Consider the following 16,140-nt stretch of genomic DNA (forward strand, 5'->3'; position numbering starts at 1 on the left):
CTGCTACAAAATAGAGGGAGATTGATTTAGCGCAATTTTGGCGGCAGGAAACCTACCGCCAAAGAAGTATCAGGCCGAGAAAAAGGCCATCAGAACCGGAACCAGCAGGCTTAAAATAAAGCCGTGAACGATAGCCGCGGGCACCATCTCCAGCCCCCCGGAGCGTTGTAATACCGGCAGGGTAAAGTCCATCGACGTCGCACCGCACAGGCCCAGCGCGGTAGAACGACTGCGGCGAACCAGGCTCGGGATCAGCATGATGGCGATCAGCTCTCGCGCCAGATCGTTAAAGAAGGCAGCGCTGCCGATCACCGGGCCGAATGATTCAGTAAGCAGAATACCGGAGAGGGAGTACCAGCCAAAACCTGATGCCATCGCCAGGCCGGTTTTCAGCGGCAGATCGAGCACAAAGGCATTAATGACGCCCGCCACCATTGAACTGGCGACAACAATGACGGCAACCATCATTCCCCGACGGTTCAGGACAATTTGCCTCAGGGTCATGCCATTATTTCGCAGCTGAATACCAATAAGGAACAGCAGGAAGATCAGCGTATATTCGCTGGCCTCAGTTGCGTGCTGCAAAAAAGCCCAACCGGTCAGCCCAAGAAGAAAACCGAGCACCACGACGCCGCATAATTTTAATGATTCAAGCGCCATTGCAATTCGTGAAGGAAGCTTTTCCTGATGATGGTGATTTTTCCATGGAATAGTGCGTTCCAGCCACAGCAGCGCGGCAATATTGCACAGCAAAATAACGACTACGGTGACGACAGAATAATGGAGAATTGAGAGTAAATTCGCTGACAGGTTGTCCAGAAATGCTAGGCTAATCCCCATAAAGAAAAGAATCACGTAGACAATCCAGCTCAGGAATCGATTAATGAGCCTTAATGCGGATTCACGATGGAGCGGAATAAGATAGCCCACGATCAAGGGCAACAAAATGATGAGGAGTCCTGAAAACATGAACAGCCGGTCCTTTTTGAGTATCGGTTAAGCGCCAGAGACACTACCCAATAAAGGCTGTTCAGTAAAGCGACAAAAGAGAGCCGGGTAGCGGCTACGCCTTACCCGGCCTTCAAGTGCACTCTCACGTAGGTCGGGTAAGCGTTAGCGCCACCCGACACCGCGAGCAATTAATCGCGTTTTTCCAGCAGGGTGCGGTACAGCACGCCGCCCAGGATACCACCGATAATTGGCATCACCCAGAACAGCCACAGCTGCTCGAGCGCCCAGCCGCCCTGGAAGATGGCGACGGCGGTACTGCGTGCCGGGTTAACGGAGGTGTTGGTGACCGGAATAGAAATCAGGTGGATAAGCGTCAGCGCCAGACCAATGGCAATCGGGGCAAAACCAGCTGGCGCATGTTTGTCGGTTGCGCCGTGGATCACCAGCAGGAAGCCGGCGGTCAGCACAATTTCAATCACGATGGCAGACAACATGGAGTAGCCGCCCGGAGAATGCTCGCCGAAGCCGTTAGAGGCAAAGCCGCTGGCCGCCGCGTCGAACCCGGCTTTACCGCTGGCAATTACGTACAGAACGCCAGCCGCAATAATACCGCCAACCACCTGCGCCACAATATAACCAATTACCTCTTTCGCCGGAAAACGACCGCCGGCCCATAAACCTAATGTCACGGCCGGGTTAAAATGACCGCCGGAAATATGCCCGACGGCAAACGCCATGGTTAATACGGTTAAACCAAAAGCCAGCGCGACGCCGACAAAACCAATGCCTAATTCCGGGAATGCTGCTGCCAGAATGGCACTACCGCAGCCACCAAATACCAGCCAGAATGTACCAAAGCATTCTGCTGCCAATTTTCTAAACATAACCACCTCAAAAATTTTCCGCACGCTTTCCCGCGCGCGGGATATATCGCCATAAAGGGATGACGACTCGAAGAGCCCGTATTTTAGAAACCAACAACATCCCTTCGCCACTTAAATAAATTCGATTAATTTGATTTAAGGCAATGTGATGTCAATCCTTGTTCAAATCAGCGGTAAATAGAGCATAGACCAATTCTTGTAAGGGTGAATGTTATGCTGTCGTGACAGAGCACCTCCCGCTATACTGCTGATAACTTGAAGGAAAAAGTGATCATTTGTCGGGGGATTTATGCTTCTCGAACGTGTGGAAATTGTCGGGTTTCGCGGTATTAACCGCCTGTCACTGCAGCTGGAGCAAAACAACGTCCTGATCGGCGAGAACGCGTGGGGCAAGTCCAGCCTGCTGGATGCATTGACGCTACTGCTTTCGCCCGAGGACGATCTGTATCACTTTGTCCGCGACGATTTCTGGTTTCCACCCGGCGACGTGACGGGGCGCGAGAAGCACCTGCACATCATCCTGACGTTCCGCGAATCCGAGCCCGGACGTCACCGCGTGCGTCGCTTCCGCCCGCTGTCACCCTGTTGGGTGCCGTGCGATGACGGTTTTCAACGGATTTTCTACCGGCTGGAAGGTGAGATGGCGGAGAACGAGGGGGTACTCACCCTGCGTGATTTTCTCGATGAGAAAGCTAACCCCATCCCGCTGGACAATATCGACGATCTGGCCCGTCACCTGATCCGTCTGACGCCTGTGTTACGCCTGCGCGATGCGCGTTTTATGCGGCGTATTCGTAACGGTACCGTACCCAATATGCCGGAAGTGGAAGTCACCGCCCGCGAGCTGGATTTTCTGGCAAGAGAGCTGGTGTCGCGTCCGCAGAATCTTACTGATGGCCAAATTCGTCAGGGGTTGTCCGCAATGGTACAGCTTCTGGAGCACTATTTTTCCGAACAGGGAACGTCTGAGTCGCGCCATCGCCTGATGCGCCGCCGCTCTCATGATGAGCAGCGAAGCTGGCGTTATCTCGACATCATTAACCGGATGATCGACCGGCCCGGAGGTCGTACCCATCGGGTGATTCTGCTGGGGCTGTTTTCAACGCTTCTGCAGGCCAAAGGCACCGTTCGTCTTGACCGGGACGCCCGGCCGCTGCTGCTGGTGGAAGACCCGGAAACGCGCCTCCATCCCATCATGCTCTCCGTGGCATGGCATCTGCTGAATCTGCTGCCGCTCCAGCGTGTCACGACCACCAATTCCGGGGAGCTATTATCGCTGACGCCGGTAGAACACGTCTGTCGCCTGGTGCGTGAATCCTCCCGCGTCTCCGCTTTCCGGCTTGGGCCGGGCGGTTTGAACGCGGAAGACGGGCGGCGCATCGCTTTCCATATTCGCTTTAACCGGGCGTCGTCGCTCTTTGCCCGATGCTGGCTGCTGGTTGAGGGGGAAACGGAAACCTGGGTCATCAACGAACTGGCGCGCCAGTGCGGCCACCATTTTGATGCGGAAGGCATCAAGGTTATCGAGTTCGCCCAGTCGGGATTAAAGGCACTGATAAAATTTGCCCGCCGGATGGGGATCGAGTGGCACGTTCTGGTCGACGGCGATGAGGCGGGCAAAAAATATGCCTCGACCGTGCGAAGCCTGCTGAGTAACGAGCGAGAGGAAGAGCGCGACCATTTAACTATGCTGCCCGCCATGGACATGGAACACTTTATGTATCGTCAGGGGTTTGACGACGTATTCCACCGAATTGCCATGGTGCCGGTCGATGTCCCGATGAATATGCGGCGCGTGATCGCCAAAGCTATTCATCGTTCCTCAAAACCGGATTTAGCCATTGAAGTGGCGACGGAGGCGGGGAGGCGGGGCGTGGAGGCGGTACCGACCCTGTTGCGGAAGATGTTCTCCCGCGTGCTGTGGCTGGCTCGCGGGAGAGCGGATTAACGTTGGGTCGCCTGTTTCACCTGCTGAATCAGGCTATCCAGCAGCTCGTAGCGGCGGCGATATTCGGAACGCTTTTTGCTGGCGATCTCTTCCATCGGTTTACGCGGCATGACGAGCGGCAGCATAAAGTTACCGCTGTCCTGCTTTTCACCGCCGATGGAGATCCAGAAACTGTCGTAATCGGCCAACAGTTTCCCCTCTTTTTTCTTGCGGTAGCGCCAGCTGCGATAAATGTGCGTATCGTTACTGACGGCGACAATTTGCTCTACCGGGAACGCGGCGCCGAGGGTCATGGCGGCCTCGACCAGCAGACGTTTTGGGAACAGGCCATGGCAGGCTTTTGTCGCACCCTGGATCAGCTCATGCGGAACATGCGCTTTTGCGCCCTGCAAACCGCCAATGAACAGCGTCGATTTTCCCTCAAACTGGCAGAGGGTAAAGGTCATCTCCGCCAGCGCCGTATTTTGACCGTCACAGAAAACGAGGGTAGCTTCTCCCTCTTTATCCATAAACGCATCGGCACACAGACGGACGGTAAATTGCTGTTCATCTTTTCCGGTTAAGGTCAGCAGAGTCACGCCCTGCTTTGAAAGATAACCACTGGTCAGCTTTGCCGGCAGCTGGCGACACATCATCTGATAGTGCCATGACAGCGATTCCAGCGTACGCTGTCTATCCATATTGACCGTCAACCACGGACGATGAAGGCGGCAGGGCAGTCCCGGCTGAACCTGGAGCATTTGCATCAGGTGCGGATGTTCTGCAAGGTCAGACAGCAGGCGAGCGGTGCTGAGCGGTGTCGCCAGTGAACGCAGCATGAACTTACGTCTGTAGGCGGTTTTTTCCCATGCCAGCCCGGGCGCGAACTCACCGAAAGCCAGTTTTTTGAAGAGCTGCCAGCCGGATTTAGGCTGCGGCAGGTTTGAAAGTGATGTGTCGACGATAGATGACATGGTAGATCCTGATCCTTTTGGAATATCGCTATTTCAACAGGAGAAATGTCAACGTCTCGTAAACAAATTAGGGCGATTTCAGAGAACAGGGGTTTCGTTGAGGAGTCGTTTAGATAGAATCAACATTTATAATTGCCAGAACATTTATTTGGAATATTTATGAATCTCAAGGGAAAACGCAGAACGCTGTTTCTGCTGCTGGCGGTCGTGGTTTTAGCCGGTGGGTACTGGCTATGGCAGGTACTGAATGCGCCGGTACCGCAGTATCAGACACTGATTGTTCGCCCGGGCGAACTGCAGCAAAACGTCCTTGCGACGGGCAAGCTTGACGCTTTGCGCAAGGTTGACGTCGGCGCGCAGGTTAGCGGCCAGCTGAAAACGCTGTCTGTTGAGATTGGCGATAAGGTGAAAAAAGGCCAACTGCTCGGCGTTATCGACCCTGAACAGGCTGAGAACCAGATCCGCGAGGTGGAAGCCACGCTGATGGAGCTGCGCGCGCAGCGTGCGCAGGCGCTGGCAGAACGTAACCTGGCGCAGGTGACGCTGACCCGACAGCAGGCACTGGCCAAAACCCAGGCGATTTCGAAGCAGGATTTAGACACGGCCACCACGGAACTGGCGGTGAAACAGGCACAGATTGGCACGATTGACGCGCAAATCAAGCGCAATCAGGCCTCGCTGGATACGGCAAAAACCAACCTCGACTACACCAAAATCGTCGCGCCGATGGCGGGTGAAGTGACCCAGATCACCACGCTGCAGGGCCAGACGGTGATTGCCGCGCAGCAGGCGCCAAACATTCTGACGCTGGCGGACATGAGCACTATGCTGGTCAAAGCCCAGGTTTCAGAGGCGGATGTTATCCATCTTAAGCCGGGACAGAACGCCTGGTTTACGGTGCTGGGCGACCCGCAGACGCGCTACGAAGGCGTGCTGAAAGACATTCTGCCGACGCCGGAAAAAGTTAACGACGCTATTTTTTACTATGCCCGCTTTGAGGTGCCAAACCCGCAGGGCGTGCTGCGTCTGGACATGACCGCACAGGTGCATATCCAGCTGACCGGCGTGAAGAACGTGCTGACCATTCCGCTCTCTGCGCTCGGCGAATCCGCCGGGGATAGCCGTTATAAAGTGAAAGTGCTGCGCAACGGCGAAACGCGCGAGCGTGAGGTTGTGATAGGCGCGCGCAACGACACCGACGTGGTGGTGGTGAAAGGACTGGAAGAGGGCGAGGAGGTTGTTGTCAGCGAAAGCCTGCCCGGAGCCGCCAAATGACGGCGCTGCTTGAGCTGAAGGACATTCGTCGCAGCTATCCGTCGGGCGACGGCCCGGTGGAGGTGCTGAAGGGCATCTCTCTGCGCGTGGATGCGGGCGAGATGGTGGCGATTGTCGGGGCATCGGGTTCAGGTAAATCGACGCTGATGAACATTCTCGGCTGTCTGGATAAACCCACCAGCGGCACGTACCGCGTGGCCGGAACGGATGTCTCCACGCTGAACGGTGACGCGCTGGCGAAGCTGCGCCGGGAACATTTCGGCTTTATCTTCCAGCGTTACCATCTGCTTTCTCATCTTAATGCGGCGCAGAACGTTGAAGTGCCCGCGGTTTATGCGGGCGTCGAGCGGAAAAAGCGACTTGAACGCGCGCAGATGCTGCTGACGCGTCTGGGGCTGGCGGAGCGGGTTGAATACCAGCCCTCGCAGCTGTCCGGCGGCCAGCAGCAGCGCGTGAGTATTGCCCGTGCCCTGATGAACGGCGGGCAGGTGATCCTCGCGGATGAGCCGACCGGGGCGCTTGACAGCCATTCCGGCGAAGAGGTGATGGCGATCCTGCATCAGCTTCGCGATCGGGGGCACACGGTTATCATCGTGACCCACGATCCGCAGGTGGCGGCACAGGCGGAGCGCATTATTGAGATCCACGACGGCGAGCTGGTCAGCAACCCGCCGCCGCGTGAGTCCAGAGCAGCGGCATCTAAAGAAGCGTTGCCAGCATCAACCGGCTGGGGACAATTTTCCAGCGGCTTTCGTGAAGCGCTGACCATGGCCTGGCTGGCGATGGCGGCCAATAAAATGCGTACCCTGCTGACGATGCTCGGCATCATTATCGGTATCGCCTCGGTGGTGTCGATTGTGGTGGTGGGCGACGCGGCCAAGCAGCTGGTGCTGGCAGATATCCGCGCTATTGGCACCAATACCATTGACGTCTATCCCGGCAAAGACTTTGGCGACGACGAGCCGCAGTATCAACAGGCACTGAAATACGACGACCTGGCGGCCATTCAGAAGCAGCCATGGGTCAACTCCGCCACGCCTGCGGTGTCGCAGAACCTGCGCCTGCGCGTGGGCAATGTTGACGTGGCAGCCAGCGCGAACGGCGTGAGCGGTGACTACTTCAACGTCTACGGTATGACCTTCAGCGAAGGCGCCACCTTCAACGCCGAGCAGCTGGCGGGCAGGGCGCAGGTGGTGGTGCTGGACGCGAATTCGCGCAGACAGCTCTTCCCCAATAAAGCCAACGTGGTGGGCGAAGTGATCCTGGTCGGCAACATGCCTGCCACGGTCATCGGCGTGGCGGAAGAGAAGCAGTCGATGTTTGGCAGCAGCAAGATCCTGCGCGTCTGGCTGCCCTATACCACAATCTCCGGGCGGATTATGGGGCAGTCCTGGCTCAACTCCATCACCGTGCGCGTGAAGGAGGGCTACGACAGCGCGCTGGCCGAACAGCAGCTTGAGCGGCTGTTAACCCTGCGCCACGGGAAGAAAGATTTCTTCACCTGGAATATGGACGGCCTCTTGAAAACGGCGGAAAAGACCACACGTACTCTTCAGCTGTTCCTCACGCTGGTGGCGGTTATTTCGCTGGTCGTCGGCGGTATCGGGGTGATGAACATCATGCTGGTGTCGGTAACCGAGCGTACCCGGGAGATTGGCATCCGCATGGCGGTCGGGGCCCGGGCCAGCGACGTGCTGCAGCAGTTTTTGATTGAAGCCGTGCTGGTGTGTCTGGTCGGCGGTGCGATGGGGATTGCGCTCTCGATGATGATCGCCTTCGCGCTCCAGCTCTTTTTACCCGGCTGGGAGATTGGCTTCTCGCCGGTGGCCATTATTACCGCATTCTTGTGTTCAACCTTTACCGGCATTTTGTTTGGCTGGTTGCCCGCCCGCAACGCGGCGCGGCTGGATCCGGTGGACGCGCTGGCTCGGGAATAACCCGAAAATAAAAATGCCAGCCGATCGGGCTGGCATTTTGACTGCGGGATGTACACAATAAAACAGAGAGCTATGCAACCGTCTCAGCTTCAATGGGGACGATAAGGCTGGCATGATTGCCTTTTGGTCCCTGGTGAACATCGAACCGGACGGACTGCCCGGCTTTGAGCGTTCTGTAACCATCCATCTGAATGGTGGAATAGTGAGCGAAGATATCCTCGCCGCCGCCTTCGGGGCAGATGAAGCCAAACCCTTTGGCGTTGTTGAACCACTTAACAGTACCCATTTCCATGCTTCGACATCCTTCGTAAATCTTATAAGTTAAGATGGAATGAACCGGTGGTGGAGTGGGGGCTGTTCAAAACCTCGCCATCTCACGCTTGTACAATTTAGAGAAACGAAAGAAGTCGTCAAGCGTTTGGCGCTGGAGATGGGACAATAATCAACCAAAGTTTGAAGCAGTTAACGCTATTGCAACAGTTTGTGACAGACATCGCGGATGACAGTAATAGATGATTGTTATCTAACATCTGAGGTAGATTCAAAGTGGTTATGCATAATGGGTAAGACCAACGATTGGCTGGATTTTGACCAGCTGGCGGAAGACAAAGTGCGCGACGCGCTAAAACCGCCATCTATGTATAAAGTTATGTTAATGAACGATGATTACACGCCGATGGAATTTGTTATTGACGTGCTACAAAAGTTCTTTTCTTATGATGTAGAACGTGCAACGCAACTGATGCTTACCGTTCATTATCGTGGCAAAGCTATCTGCGGCATCTTCACAGCCGAAGTGGCGGAAACCAAAGTGGCGATGGTGAACGACTATGCGAGGGAGAACGAGCATCCGTTGCTGTGTACGCTGGAAAAGGCCTGATAAGGCATAAAATTGGGGGAGGTGCCTATGCTCAATCAAGAACTGGAACTCAGTTTAAACATGGCTTTCGCCAGAGCGCGTGAGCACCGACATGAGTTTATGACCGTCGAGCATTTACTGCTCGCACTGCTTAGCAACCCATCTGCCCGCGAAGCGCTGGAAGCCTGCTCCGTGGATCTGGTGGCGCTACGTCAAGAACTCGAAGCCTTCATCGAACAAACCACACCGGTGCTGCCAGCCAGTGAAGAAGAGCGCGACACGCAGCCGACGCTCAGCTTCCAGCGCGTGCTGCAGCGCGCGGTATTCCACGTCCAGTCTTCCGGGCGTAGCGAAGTGACTGGCGCAAACGTCTTGGTCGCCATCTTCAGCGAGCAGGAGTCACAGGCTGCCTATCTGCTGCGCAAACACGAAGTCAGCCGCCTCGACGTGGTTAACTTTATCTCTCACGGAACGCGCAAAGACGAGCCTAACCAGGCATCGGATTCCAGCAATCAGGTCAATAACAATGAAGAGCAAGCAGGCGGGGAGGATCGTATGGAAAACTTCACCACCAACCTTAACCAGCTTGCTCGCGTTGGCGGTATCGACCCGCTGATTGGTCGCGATAAAGAGCTGGAGCGTGCGATCCAGGTGCTGTGCCGTCGCCGCAAGAACAACCCGCTGCTGGTGGGGGAGTCAGGCGTGGGTAAAACCGCGATTGCCGAAGGGCTTGCCTGGCGCATTGTGCAGGGCGACGTGCCGGAAGTGATTGCCGACTGCACCATCTACTCGCTGGATATCGGCTCGCTGCTGGCGGGCACCAAATACCGCGGTGATTTTGAAAAACGCTTCAAGGCGCTGTTAAAACAGCTGGAGCAGGACACCAACAGCATCCTGTTTATTGATGAAATTCACACCATCATCGGGGCAGGTGCAGCCTCCGGTGGCCAGGTGGATGCCGCGAACCTGATCAAACCGCTGCTCTCCAGCGGCAAGATCCGCGTGATTGGCTCCACGACCTACCAGGAGTTCAGCAACATCTTTGAGAAAGACCGTGCGCTGGCGCGCCGCTTCCAGAAAATCGACGTGACCGAACCGTCCGTCGAGGAAACGGTGCAGATCATCAACGGCCTGAAGCCGAAGTACGAAGCGCACCACGACGTGCGTTACACCGCGAAAGCGGTACGTGCGGCGGTGGAGCTGGCGGTGAAATACATCAATGACCGTCATCTGCCGGATAAGGCGATTGACGTGATTGATGAGGCCGGGGCGCGTGCGCGCCTGATGCCAGCCAGCAAGCGTAAGAAAACCGTTAACGTGGCGGATATTGAGTCCGTGGTGGCCCGCATCGCGCGTATCCCCGAGAAGAGTGTTTCTCAGAGCGACCGCGACACGCTGCGCACCCTCGGTAATCGCCTGAAAATGCTGGTCTTTGGTCAGGATAAAGCCATTGAGGCCTTAACCGAAGCGATCAAGATGGCCCGTGCCGGGCTGGGGCATGAGCACAAGCCTGTCGGTTCCTTCCTGTTTGCCGGCCCGACCGGCGTGGGGAAAACCGAGGTAACGGTTCAGCTTTCCAAAGCGCTGGGCATTGAGCTGCTGCGCTTTGATATGTCCGAGTATATGGAGCGTCACACCGTCAGCCGTTTGATTGGTGCGCCTCCTGGCTACGTGGGCTTTGACCAGGGCGGCCTGCTCACCGACGCGGTGATCAAGCACCCGCACGCGGTACTGCTGCTCGATGAAATCGAGAAAGCGCACCCGGACGTGTTCAACATCCTGCTGCAGGTGATGGACAACGGGACGCTGACCGACAACAACGGGCGCAAAGCTGACTTCCGCAACGTGGTGCTGGTAATGACCACTAACGCCGGGGTGCGAGAAACCGAGCGTAAGTCCATCGGCCTGATCCACCAGGATAACAGCACCGATGCGATGGAGGAGATCAAGAAGATCTTCACGCCGGAGTTCCGTAACCGTCTGGACAACATTATCTGGTTCGATCACCTGTCTACCGAGGTGATCCATCAGGTCGTGGATAAGTTCATCGTCGAGCTGCAGGTTCAGCTGGATCAGAAAGGCGTGTCGCTGGAAGTGAGCCAGGAGGCCCGAAACTGGCTGGCCGAGAAAGGCTACGACCGTGCGATGGGCGCCCGTCCAATGGCGCGTGTAATTCAGGACAACCTGAAGAAACCGCTGGCGAACGAGCTGCTGTTTGGCTCGCTGGTGGACGGCGGCCAGGTGACCGTGGCGCTGGATCAGGCGAAGAACGAACTGACGTACGATTTCCAGAGTGCGGCGAAGCACAAGCCGGAAGCGGCTCACTGATTTCTTACGTAGGTCTTAAAAACCGGGCAATAGCCCGGTTTTTTTATGCCTGCCTTTCGCCCTCTCTCTGTGGGAGAGGGTATCGGCTGCCCTAAAATATATCTTCCCGCAGACCCACTTTAAAGCCACAAATAAAAAAGGCCGGGATTAACCCGACCTTTTATATATTCATCTGCCATTACAGGCGAAAACAATTAGCGACTACGGAAGACAATGCGGCCTTTGCTCAGGTCGTACGGGGTCAGTTCAACAGTCACTTTGTCGCCCGTCAAAATGCGGATGTAGTTTTTGCGCATTTTACCGGAGATGTGCGCAGTTACCACGTGACCGTTTTCCAGCTCTACGCGAAACATGGTATTAGGCAACGTATCAAGTACGGTACCCTGCATTTCAATATTGTCTTCTTTGGCCATCTAATCCTCTGGGGTATCACTACCAAGTTTTGAACCGGCAAGATAATGCCGAAATTCATCAATTAAGTAAAGAATTGCGCGATTAAAACGCAGCAAAACAGTTTCGGCGCATTGCCCAAGCGTCACGGTACAACCGAACAGGAAACGCATTCGTAAAGGGGAGACAACAGGATAAACGTCAGAACGTTATCTGAAGCGAGGGTCCCAAACGGCGGCGGGGCAACAGGCAGAAGCTACTCTGCGGCATAATTATAACACCCTCACAAAAAATATGCGGAAAACATTTAGGCATTGGGCATAAAGAGCGTTCTCGGTATCCAGAAGTCGCGGGGGAGCTTCTCCTGACGGCTGGCATCCAGATGCTCAATGTACTGGCGTCGCGGGATCTCAACGGCACCGAGAGAGGCCGTGTGCTCGTTGAGCACCTGACAATCGATCAGGCGTCCGCCGCGCTGGGCAAATGCCTGGCAGAAGACCAGCAGCGCCGTTTTCGAGGCGTTAACCGCGCGGGAGAACATCGACTCGCCGCAAAACAGCGTACCCTGCGCCACGCCATACATGCCGCCGACGAGTGCTCCGCCGTCCCACACCTCGATTGAGTGGGCGTAGCCAAGCTCATGAAGCTGGTGGTAGGCGGTAATAATATCTCGGGTTATCCATGTTCCCTCAAAGCGGTCTTCGGCACAGCCTTCAATGACCTGACCAAAGGCGTGATTAAGGGTGACGCGGTACGGTGATTTTGCATGGAAACGCTTCATGCTGCGGCTCAGGTGAAACTGATCTGGCCACAGCACGGCGCGCGGATCGGGAGACCACCATAAAATCGGATCGCCGGGAGAAAACCAGGGGAAGATACCGCGCTGGTATGCCATCAATAGTCGAGCAGGACTGAGGTCACCGCCAAGGGCCAGCAGCCCATTGGGCTCACGCAGCGCCCCTTCCGGAGAAGGGAACGCGATGTTATGACGAGAAAGCTGGACCAGGCGCATGACAGCAAAACTCCAGTACGCGAGTGAGGACGCTACAAATATAGTCTACAGACGCTGTTTAAACTGGTAGTAGCGACCCTGTTTCGCCAACAGCTCTGCGTGACTACCTTGCTCAATAATGTGTCCGTTGTCCATCACAATTATCCGATCAAAACTCGCCAGTCCGCGCAGGCGGTGCGTGACCATCAGGACGGTTTTACCGGTCATGACATTGGCCAGCAAATCAAGGATTTGACTCTCGGTCGTGGCGTCCAGCCCTTCGGTGGGCTCGTCAAGCAGCATCAGAGGCGCATCGTGCAGCAGCGCGCGCGCAATTGCCAGACGGCGCAGTTCACCGCCGGAGAGCTGACGGCCGCCTTCGCCCAGCCAGCTGTTCAGCCCGTCGTCCTCAAGCAGTTTTTGCAGCCCGACCTGCTCCAGCACGGCGCGAAGCGTATCATCAGTGGCCTCTGGGGCTGCCAGCAGCAGGTTATCGCGCAGTGTGGCGCTAAACAGATGCACGCGCTGCGGAACGACGCTGACGGTTTTGCGCAGGGCTTGCTCGCTAAAATCGGTCAGCGACGTGTTATTAAAACGAATCTGACCGCGCTGCGGATCCCAGGCGCGGGTCAGCAGCTGCAGCAGCGTCGATTTACCGCAGCCGGTACGGCCGAGGATCGCAATCCGCTGTCCGGCATTAACAGAAAGGGTGATACCCTCCAGCGCGTTCTGTGCCTGTTTGTCATAGCTGAAGGTGACATCGTCAAGCGTCAGCGCAACCTGCTCAGGTACCGCGGTCTGCCCGGCACTGAACGTAACTTCCGGTTCCTGCTCGGCGATCTGGGTGATGCGCAGGGCAGAGGCGATCACCTGACCCAGGTGCTGGAAGGCGCCCGTCACCGGAGCCAGCGCTTCAAATGCGGCCAGCGCACAGAAAACGAAAAGGGCAATAAGAGGACCCGGCTGTGTATTTCCCCCGATATCGCCGGAAGCCAGCCACAGCATGGCAATCACCGCCACACCGCCGATTAGCATCATTAGCGCCTGAGAAAAGGCCGTCAGTTCCGACTGGCGGCGCTGGGCTTCATGCCAGTTTAGCTCCGTACTTTCCATGCGGGCGCGGTAGCACTTGCTGGCACCAAAAATGGTCAGCTCTGCCTGGCCCTGAAGCCAGGAGGTCAGCTGCTGTCGATAGTCCCCACGCAGACGAGTCAGGTTTTCCCCGGTGGATTTCCCGGCGCGGTAAAACAGCGGCGGCAGAACGATAAGCGTTAACAGCATTATCCCGCCCAGCGTCAGCGCAACGGGAACATCCAGAACAGACAGCCCCAGCGTGACCACCAGAATCACCACAAACGCGCCCACGATAGGGGAAATTACGCGCAGATAAAGGTGATCCAGCGTGTCGACATCTGCCACCACGCGGTTAAGCAACTCGCCCTGACGAAAACGCGCCAGCCCGGCAGGGGAGAGGGGCAGCAGTTTGCTGAAGGTGTAGATACGCAGGTGCTGCAGCACGCGGAAGGTGGCGTCGTGGCTCACCAGGCGTTCGAAATAGCGTCCGGCAGTACGGGTGATGGCGGTACCGCGAACCCCGGCCGCCGGAAGCATATAGTTGAAGCTGTATAATCCGGCGAACCCCGCGACGGCCGAGGCCGACAGAAACCAGCCAGAAAGCGTGAGCAGGCCAATGCTGGCGAGCAGCGTGACAATCGCCAGCACAATCCCCAGCGTCAGCATCCATTTATGGCGTTTATAGAGCGCAAGATAAGGCAGCAGAGCGCGCATCAGATATCCTCCTGACGGTTCGCCAGCAGAGCGGCAAATGGTCCCTGGGCTGCAACGAGAGAGGCGTAATCGCCTTGCTCAACAATACGACCGTTCTCCATGACCCAGATCTGGTCCCAGTCGGCAATGCCTTCCAGCTGGTGGGTAACCATCAGCGTGGTTTGCTGCCGGGAGGCAGCGTTCAGGGCCTCCATTACGCGCTGCTCGCTGTGGGCATCCAGGCTTGCTGCGGGCTCGTCCAGCAGCATCAGCTGGCATGGGTTAAGCAGCGCTCGGGCAACGGCCACGCGCTGCGCCTGCCCGACCGACAGCCCGGCGGACTGATCGCCGACCACGGTATCCACCCCTTTCGGCAGCAGCGGCAGAAATTCGCTGACCCAGGCGCGGTCGAGAACCGATTGCAGCTCATCTTCACGCGCGTCCGGGCGCGCCAGAAGCACGTTTTCACGCAGCGTAGAAGCCGGGAGCTGCGGGTTTTGTCCTACCCAACTGAGCTGTTTACGCCAGGCGTCAGGCTCGAGGTTGCGCAGTTCGGTTTTGTTGATCCGCAGTGAACCCGTGTAGGCCATAAAACCGGATAGCGCGTTCAGTAGAGAGCTTTTCCCGGAACCGCTGGTGCCGACGAGCACCACGCGTTGTCCGGCAGGTAAGGTAAAGTTCAGCGGACCGGCGAGGACTTTGCCTTCGGGCGACAGAATGGAAAAGTCCTGCGCTTCAATCGTCACCGGATCTTTAGCATTCAGCGTTACGTCACCCCGCTCCGGGTGGGCCAGCGGCGTTTCCAGAAACGTTTTCAGGCTATCGGCGGCGCCAACCGCCTGCGCTTTGGCGTGATAGAAGGTTCCCAGATCGCGAAGCGGCTGGAAAAATTCCGGTGCCAGGATCAGCGCCAGGAAACCGGCAGAAAGGGTCACCGCCGTGCCGTAATGACCAAAATCCAGCGCGCCAAGGTAGGAGAAGCCGAAGTAGACCGCCACGAGGGCAATCGACAGAGAGGTAAAGAATTCCAGTACGCCGGAAGATAAGAAGGCGAGGCGTAAGACTTCCATGGTGCGCTGACGGAAGTCCTGTGACGCCATGCGAATATTTTCGGTTTCCGCTTCACCGCGGCCAAAAATGCGCAATGTCTCCATGCCGCGAAGACGATCGAGGAAATGGCCACTCAGGCGACCCAATGCCAGGAAGTTACGGCGGTTGGCATCCGCTGCCCCCATCCCGACCAGCGCCATAAATAGCGGGATCAGCGGGGCGGTTCCCATCAGAATCAGCGCCGCCATCCAGTTCACCGGGAAGATAGCGATAACGATCAGCAGCGGAACGAAGACGGCAAGGGCCATCTGCGGCAGATAGCGCGCGTAGTAGTCGTGCATATCGTCAATCTGCTCAAGGATCAGCGTCGCCCAGCTACCGGCCGGTTTACCCTGGATCCAGGCGGGCCCGGCTTCCTGAAGACGATCGAGCACCTGACGGCGGATCTCGTAACGGATGTGCTGTCCGGCGTGAAAACCGACGCGCTCACGCAGCCATACCACCCAGGCGCGCAGAACAAAAATCAGGATCAGGACAATAAAGGGCAGCAGGAGCGCTTCGCGCGGAATGTTCTCCATGATCATGTGATTAAGAATGCGGGCCAGCAGCCATGCCTGGGCAACAATCAACAGACCGCTAACGAACCCCAAAAGACGGGAAATCGTAAGCCAGCGGCGGGAAATAACGCTTTGCTGTTTCAGCCAGCGTGTTAACTCTTGTTGACGGGTTTTTTCCATTGCGTACTTTGCAGGTGACGTTATTAGAAGTTGGGCAGCGCAATGTTACAACGGGGAGACAATAAAGGCG

Annotated in this window: 13 protein-coding genes; 5 read left to right on the forward strand and 8 right to left on the reverse strand. The window is 56.6% G+C overall.

Annotated features, from left to right (window positions below; all coding sequences use genetic code 11):
- Positions 1–69 precede the first annotated feature (69 nt).
- The gene (locus F0319_RS03065; protein WP_111963907.1) at positions 70–969 is read right to left on the reverse strand and encodes a LysO family transporter; all 900 of its coding nucleotides are present in this window, start codon (positions 967–969) and stop codon (positions 70–72) included.
- Positions 970–1,139: 170 nt separating this feature from the next.
- A complete protein-coding gene (gene aqpZ, locus F0319_RS03070; RefSeq protein ID WP_149366259.1) occupies positions 1,140–1,835 on the reverse strand; it encodes an aquaporin Z in 696 nt (231 codons plus the stop codon).
- Between the two features lie 289 nt (positions 1,836–2,124).
- On the opposite strand from aqpZ, the gene F0319_RS03075 reads away from it, so the two are divergent.
- Positions 2,125–3,783, forward strand: a complete 1,659-nt coding sequence (locus F0319_RS03075; protein ID WP_149366260.1) for an ATP-dependent endonuclease — start codon at positions 2,125–2,127, stop codon at positions 3,781–3,783.
- Here F0319_RS03075 and F0319_RS03080 read toward each other — a convergent pair.
- Positions 3,780–4,736, reverse strand: a complete 957-nt coding sequence (locus tag F0319_RS03080; protein ID WP_149366261.1) for a VirK/YbjX family protein — start codon at positions 4,734–4,736, stop codon at positions 3,780–3,782. The two genes, F0319_RS03075 and F0319_RS03080, sit on opposite strands and share 4 nt — an antisense overlap.
- Before the next feature lie 159 nt (positions 4,737–4,895).
- Here F0319_RS03080 and macA point away from each other — a divergent pair, with 159 nt between their 5' ends.
- Positions 4,896–6,011, forward strand: a complete 1,116-nt coding sequence (gene macA, locus F0319_RS03085; protein WP_059445587.1) for a macrolide transporter subunit MacA — start codon at positions 4,896–4,898, stop codon at positions 6,009–6,011.
- Entirely contained in the window at positions 6,008–7,948 is a 1,941-nt protein-coding gene (gene macB, locus F0319_RS03090; RefSeq protein WP_149366262.1) for a macrolide ABC transporter ATP-binding protein/permease MacB, read from the forward strand. The genes macA and macB overlap by 4 nt, the downstream gene beginning before the upstream one ends.
- Positions 7,949–8,018: 70 nt before the next feature.
- Here the strand turns inward: macB and cspD are convergent, their stop codons facing one another.
- Positions 8,019–8,240 (reverse strand): cold shock-like protein CspD, encoded by a 222-nt coding sequence (gene cspD / locus F0319_RS03095; protein ID WP_008499993.1) that lies wholly within the window; start codon positions 8,238–8,240, stop codon positions 8,019–8,021.
- A 267-nt stretch (positions 8,241–8,507) separates the two neighbouring features.
- Between cspD and clpS the strand changes: the two genes are divergently transcribed.
- Together clpS and clpA are read left to right on the forward strand one after the other, a co-directional pair.
- Complete coding sequence (gene clpS / locus F0319_RS03100) at positions 8,508–8,828, forward strand: ATP-dependent Clp protease adapter ClpS (protein ID WP_006174393.1); 321 nt, start codon at positions 8,508–8,510, stop codon at positions 8,826–8,828.
- Positions 8,829–8,855: 27 nt separating this feature from the next.
- Complete coding sequence (gene clpA / locus F0319_RS03105; RefSeq protein ID WP_014831269.1) at positions 8,856–11,135, forward strand: ATP-dependent Clp protease ATP-binding subunit ClpA; 2,280 nt, start codon at positions 8,856–8,858, stop codon at positions 11,133–11,135.
- A gap of 194 nt (positions 11,136–11,329) precedes the next feature.
- On the opposite strand, the gene infA is transcribed toward clpA, so the two are convergent.
- The 4 genes from infA to cydD all read right to left on the reverse strand — a co-directional run bounded on the left by infA (position 11,330) and on the right by cydD (position 16,070).
- On the reverse strand, positions 11,330–11,548 hold the full coding sequence (gene infA / locus F0319_RS03110) for a translation initiation factor IF-1 (RefSeq protein WP_002211347.1): 219 nt from the start codon (positions 11,546–11,548) through the stop codon (positions 11,330–11,332).
- Between the two features lie 284 nt (positions 11,549–11,832).
- Positions 11,833–12,537: a leucyl/phenylalanyl-tRNA--protein transferase gene (gene aat / locus F0319_RS03115; protein ID WP_111963917.1), complete on the reverse strand. Its 705-nt coding sequence runs from the start codon at positions 12,535–12,537 to the stop codon at positions 11,833–11,835.
- A 45-nt stretch (positions 12,538–12,582) separates the two neighbouring features.
- Complete coding sequence (gene cydC / locus F0319_RS03120) at positions 12,583–14,304, reverse strand: heme ABC transporter ATP-binding protein/permease CydC (RefSeq protein ID WP_149366263.1); 1,722 nt, start codon at positions 14,302–14,304, stop codon at positions 12,583–12,585.
- A complete protein-coding gene (gene cydD, locus F0319_RS03125; RefSeq protein WP_149366264.1) occupies positions 14,304–16,070 on the reverse strand; it encodes a heme ABC transporter permease/ATP-binding protein CydD in 1,767 nt (588 codons plus the stop codon). Before cydD ends, cydC begins: the two co-directional genes overlap by 1 nt.
- Between the last annotated feature and the right edge of the window lie 70 nt (positions 16,071–16,140).

Source organism: Enterobacter vonholyi (genome assembly GCF_008364555.1).
Classification (GTDB): domain Bacteria; phylum Pseudomonadota; class Gammaproteobacteria; order Enterobacterales; family Enterobacteriaceae; genus Enterobacter; species Enterobacter vonholyi.

Excerpts from the sequence above, each read along its gene's own strand:
- F0319_RS03065 (WP_111963907.1), bottom strand. The coding sequence starts at position 969 with ATGTTTTCAGGACTCCTCATCATTTTGTTGCCCTTGATCGTGGGCTAT.
- aqpZ (WP_149366259.1), bottom strand. The coding sequence starts at position 1,835 with ATGTTTAGAAAATTGGCAGCAGAATGCTTTGGTACATTCTGGCTGGTA.
- F0319_RS03075 (WP_149366260.1), top strand. The coding sequence starts at position 2,125 with ATGCTTCTCGAACGTGTGGAAATTGTCGGGTTTCGCGGTATTAACCGC.
- F0319_RS03080 (WP_149366261.1), bottom strand. The coding sequence starts at position 4,736 with ATGTCATCTATCGTCGACACATCACTTTCAAACCTGCCGCAGCCTAAA.
- macA (WP_059445587.1), top strand. The coding sequence starts at position 4,896 with ATGAATCTCAAGGGAAAACGCAGAACGCTGTTTCTGCTGCTGGCGGTC.
- macB (WP_149366262.1), top strand. The coding sequence starts at position 6,008 with ATGACGGCGCTGCTTGAGCTGAAGGACATTCGTCGCAGCTATCCGTCG.
- cspD (WP_008499993.1), bottom strand. The coding sequence starts at position 8,240 with ATGGAAATGGGTACTGTTAAGTGGTTCAACAACGCCAAAGGGTTTGGC.
- clpS (WP_006174393.1), top strand. The coding sequence starts at position 8,508 with ATGGGTAAGACCAACGATTGGCTGGATTTTGACCAGCTGGCGGAAGAC.
- clpA (WP_014831269.1), top strand. The coding sequence starts at position 8,856 with ATGCTCAATCAAGAACTGGAACTCAGTTTAAACATGGCTTTCGCCAGA.
- infA (WP_002211347.1), bottom strand. The coding sequence starts at position 11,548 with ATGGCCAAAGAAGACAATATTGAAATGCAGGGTACCGTACTTGATACG.
- aat (WP_111963917.1), bottom strand. The coding sequence starts at position 12,537 with ATGCGCCTGGTCCAGCTTTCTCGTCATAACATCGCGTTCCCTTCTCCG.
- cydC (WP_149366263.1), bottom strand. The coding sequence starts at position 14,304 with ATGCGCGCTCTGCTGCCTTATCTTGCGCTCTATAAACGCCATAAATGG.
- cydD (WP_149366264.1), bottom strand. The coding sequence starts at position 16,070 with ATGGAAAAAACCCGTCAACAAGAGTTAACACGCTGGCTGAAACAGCAA.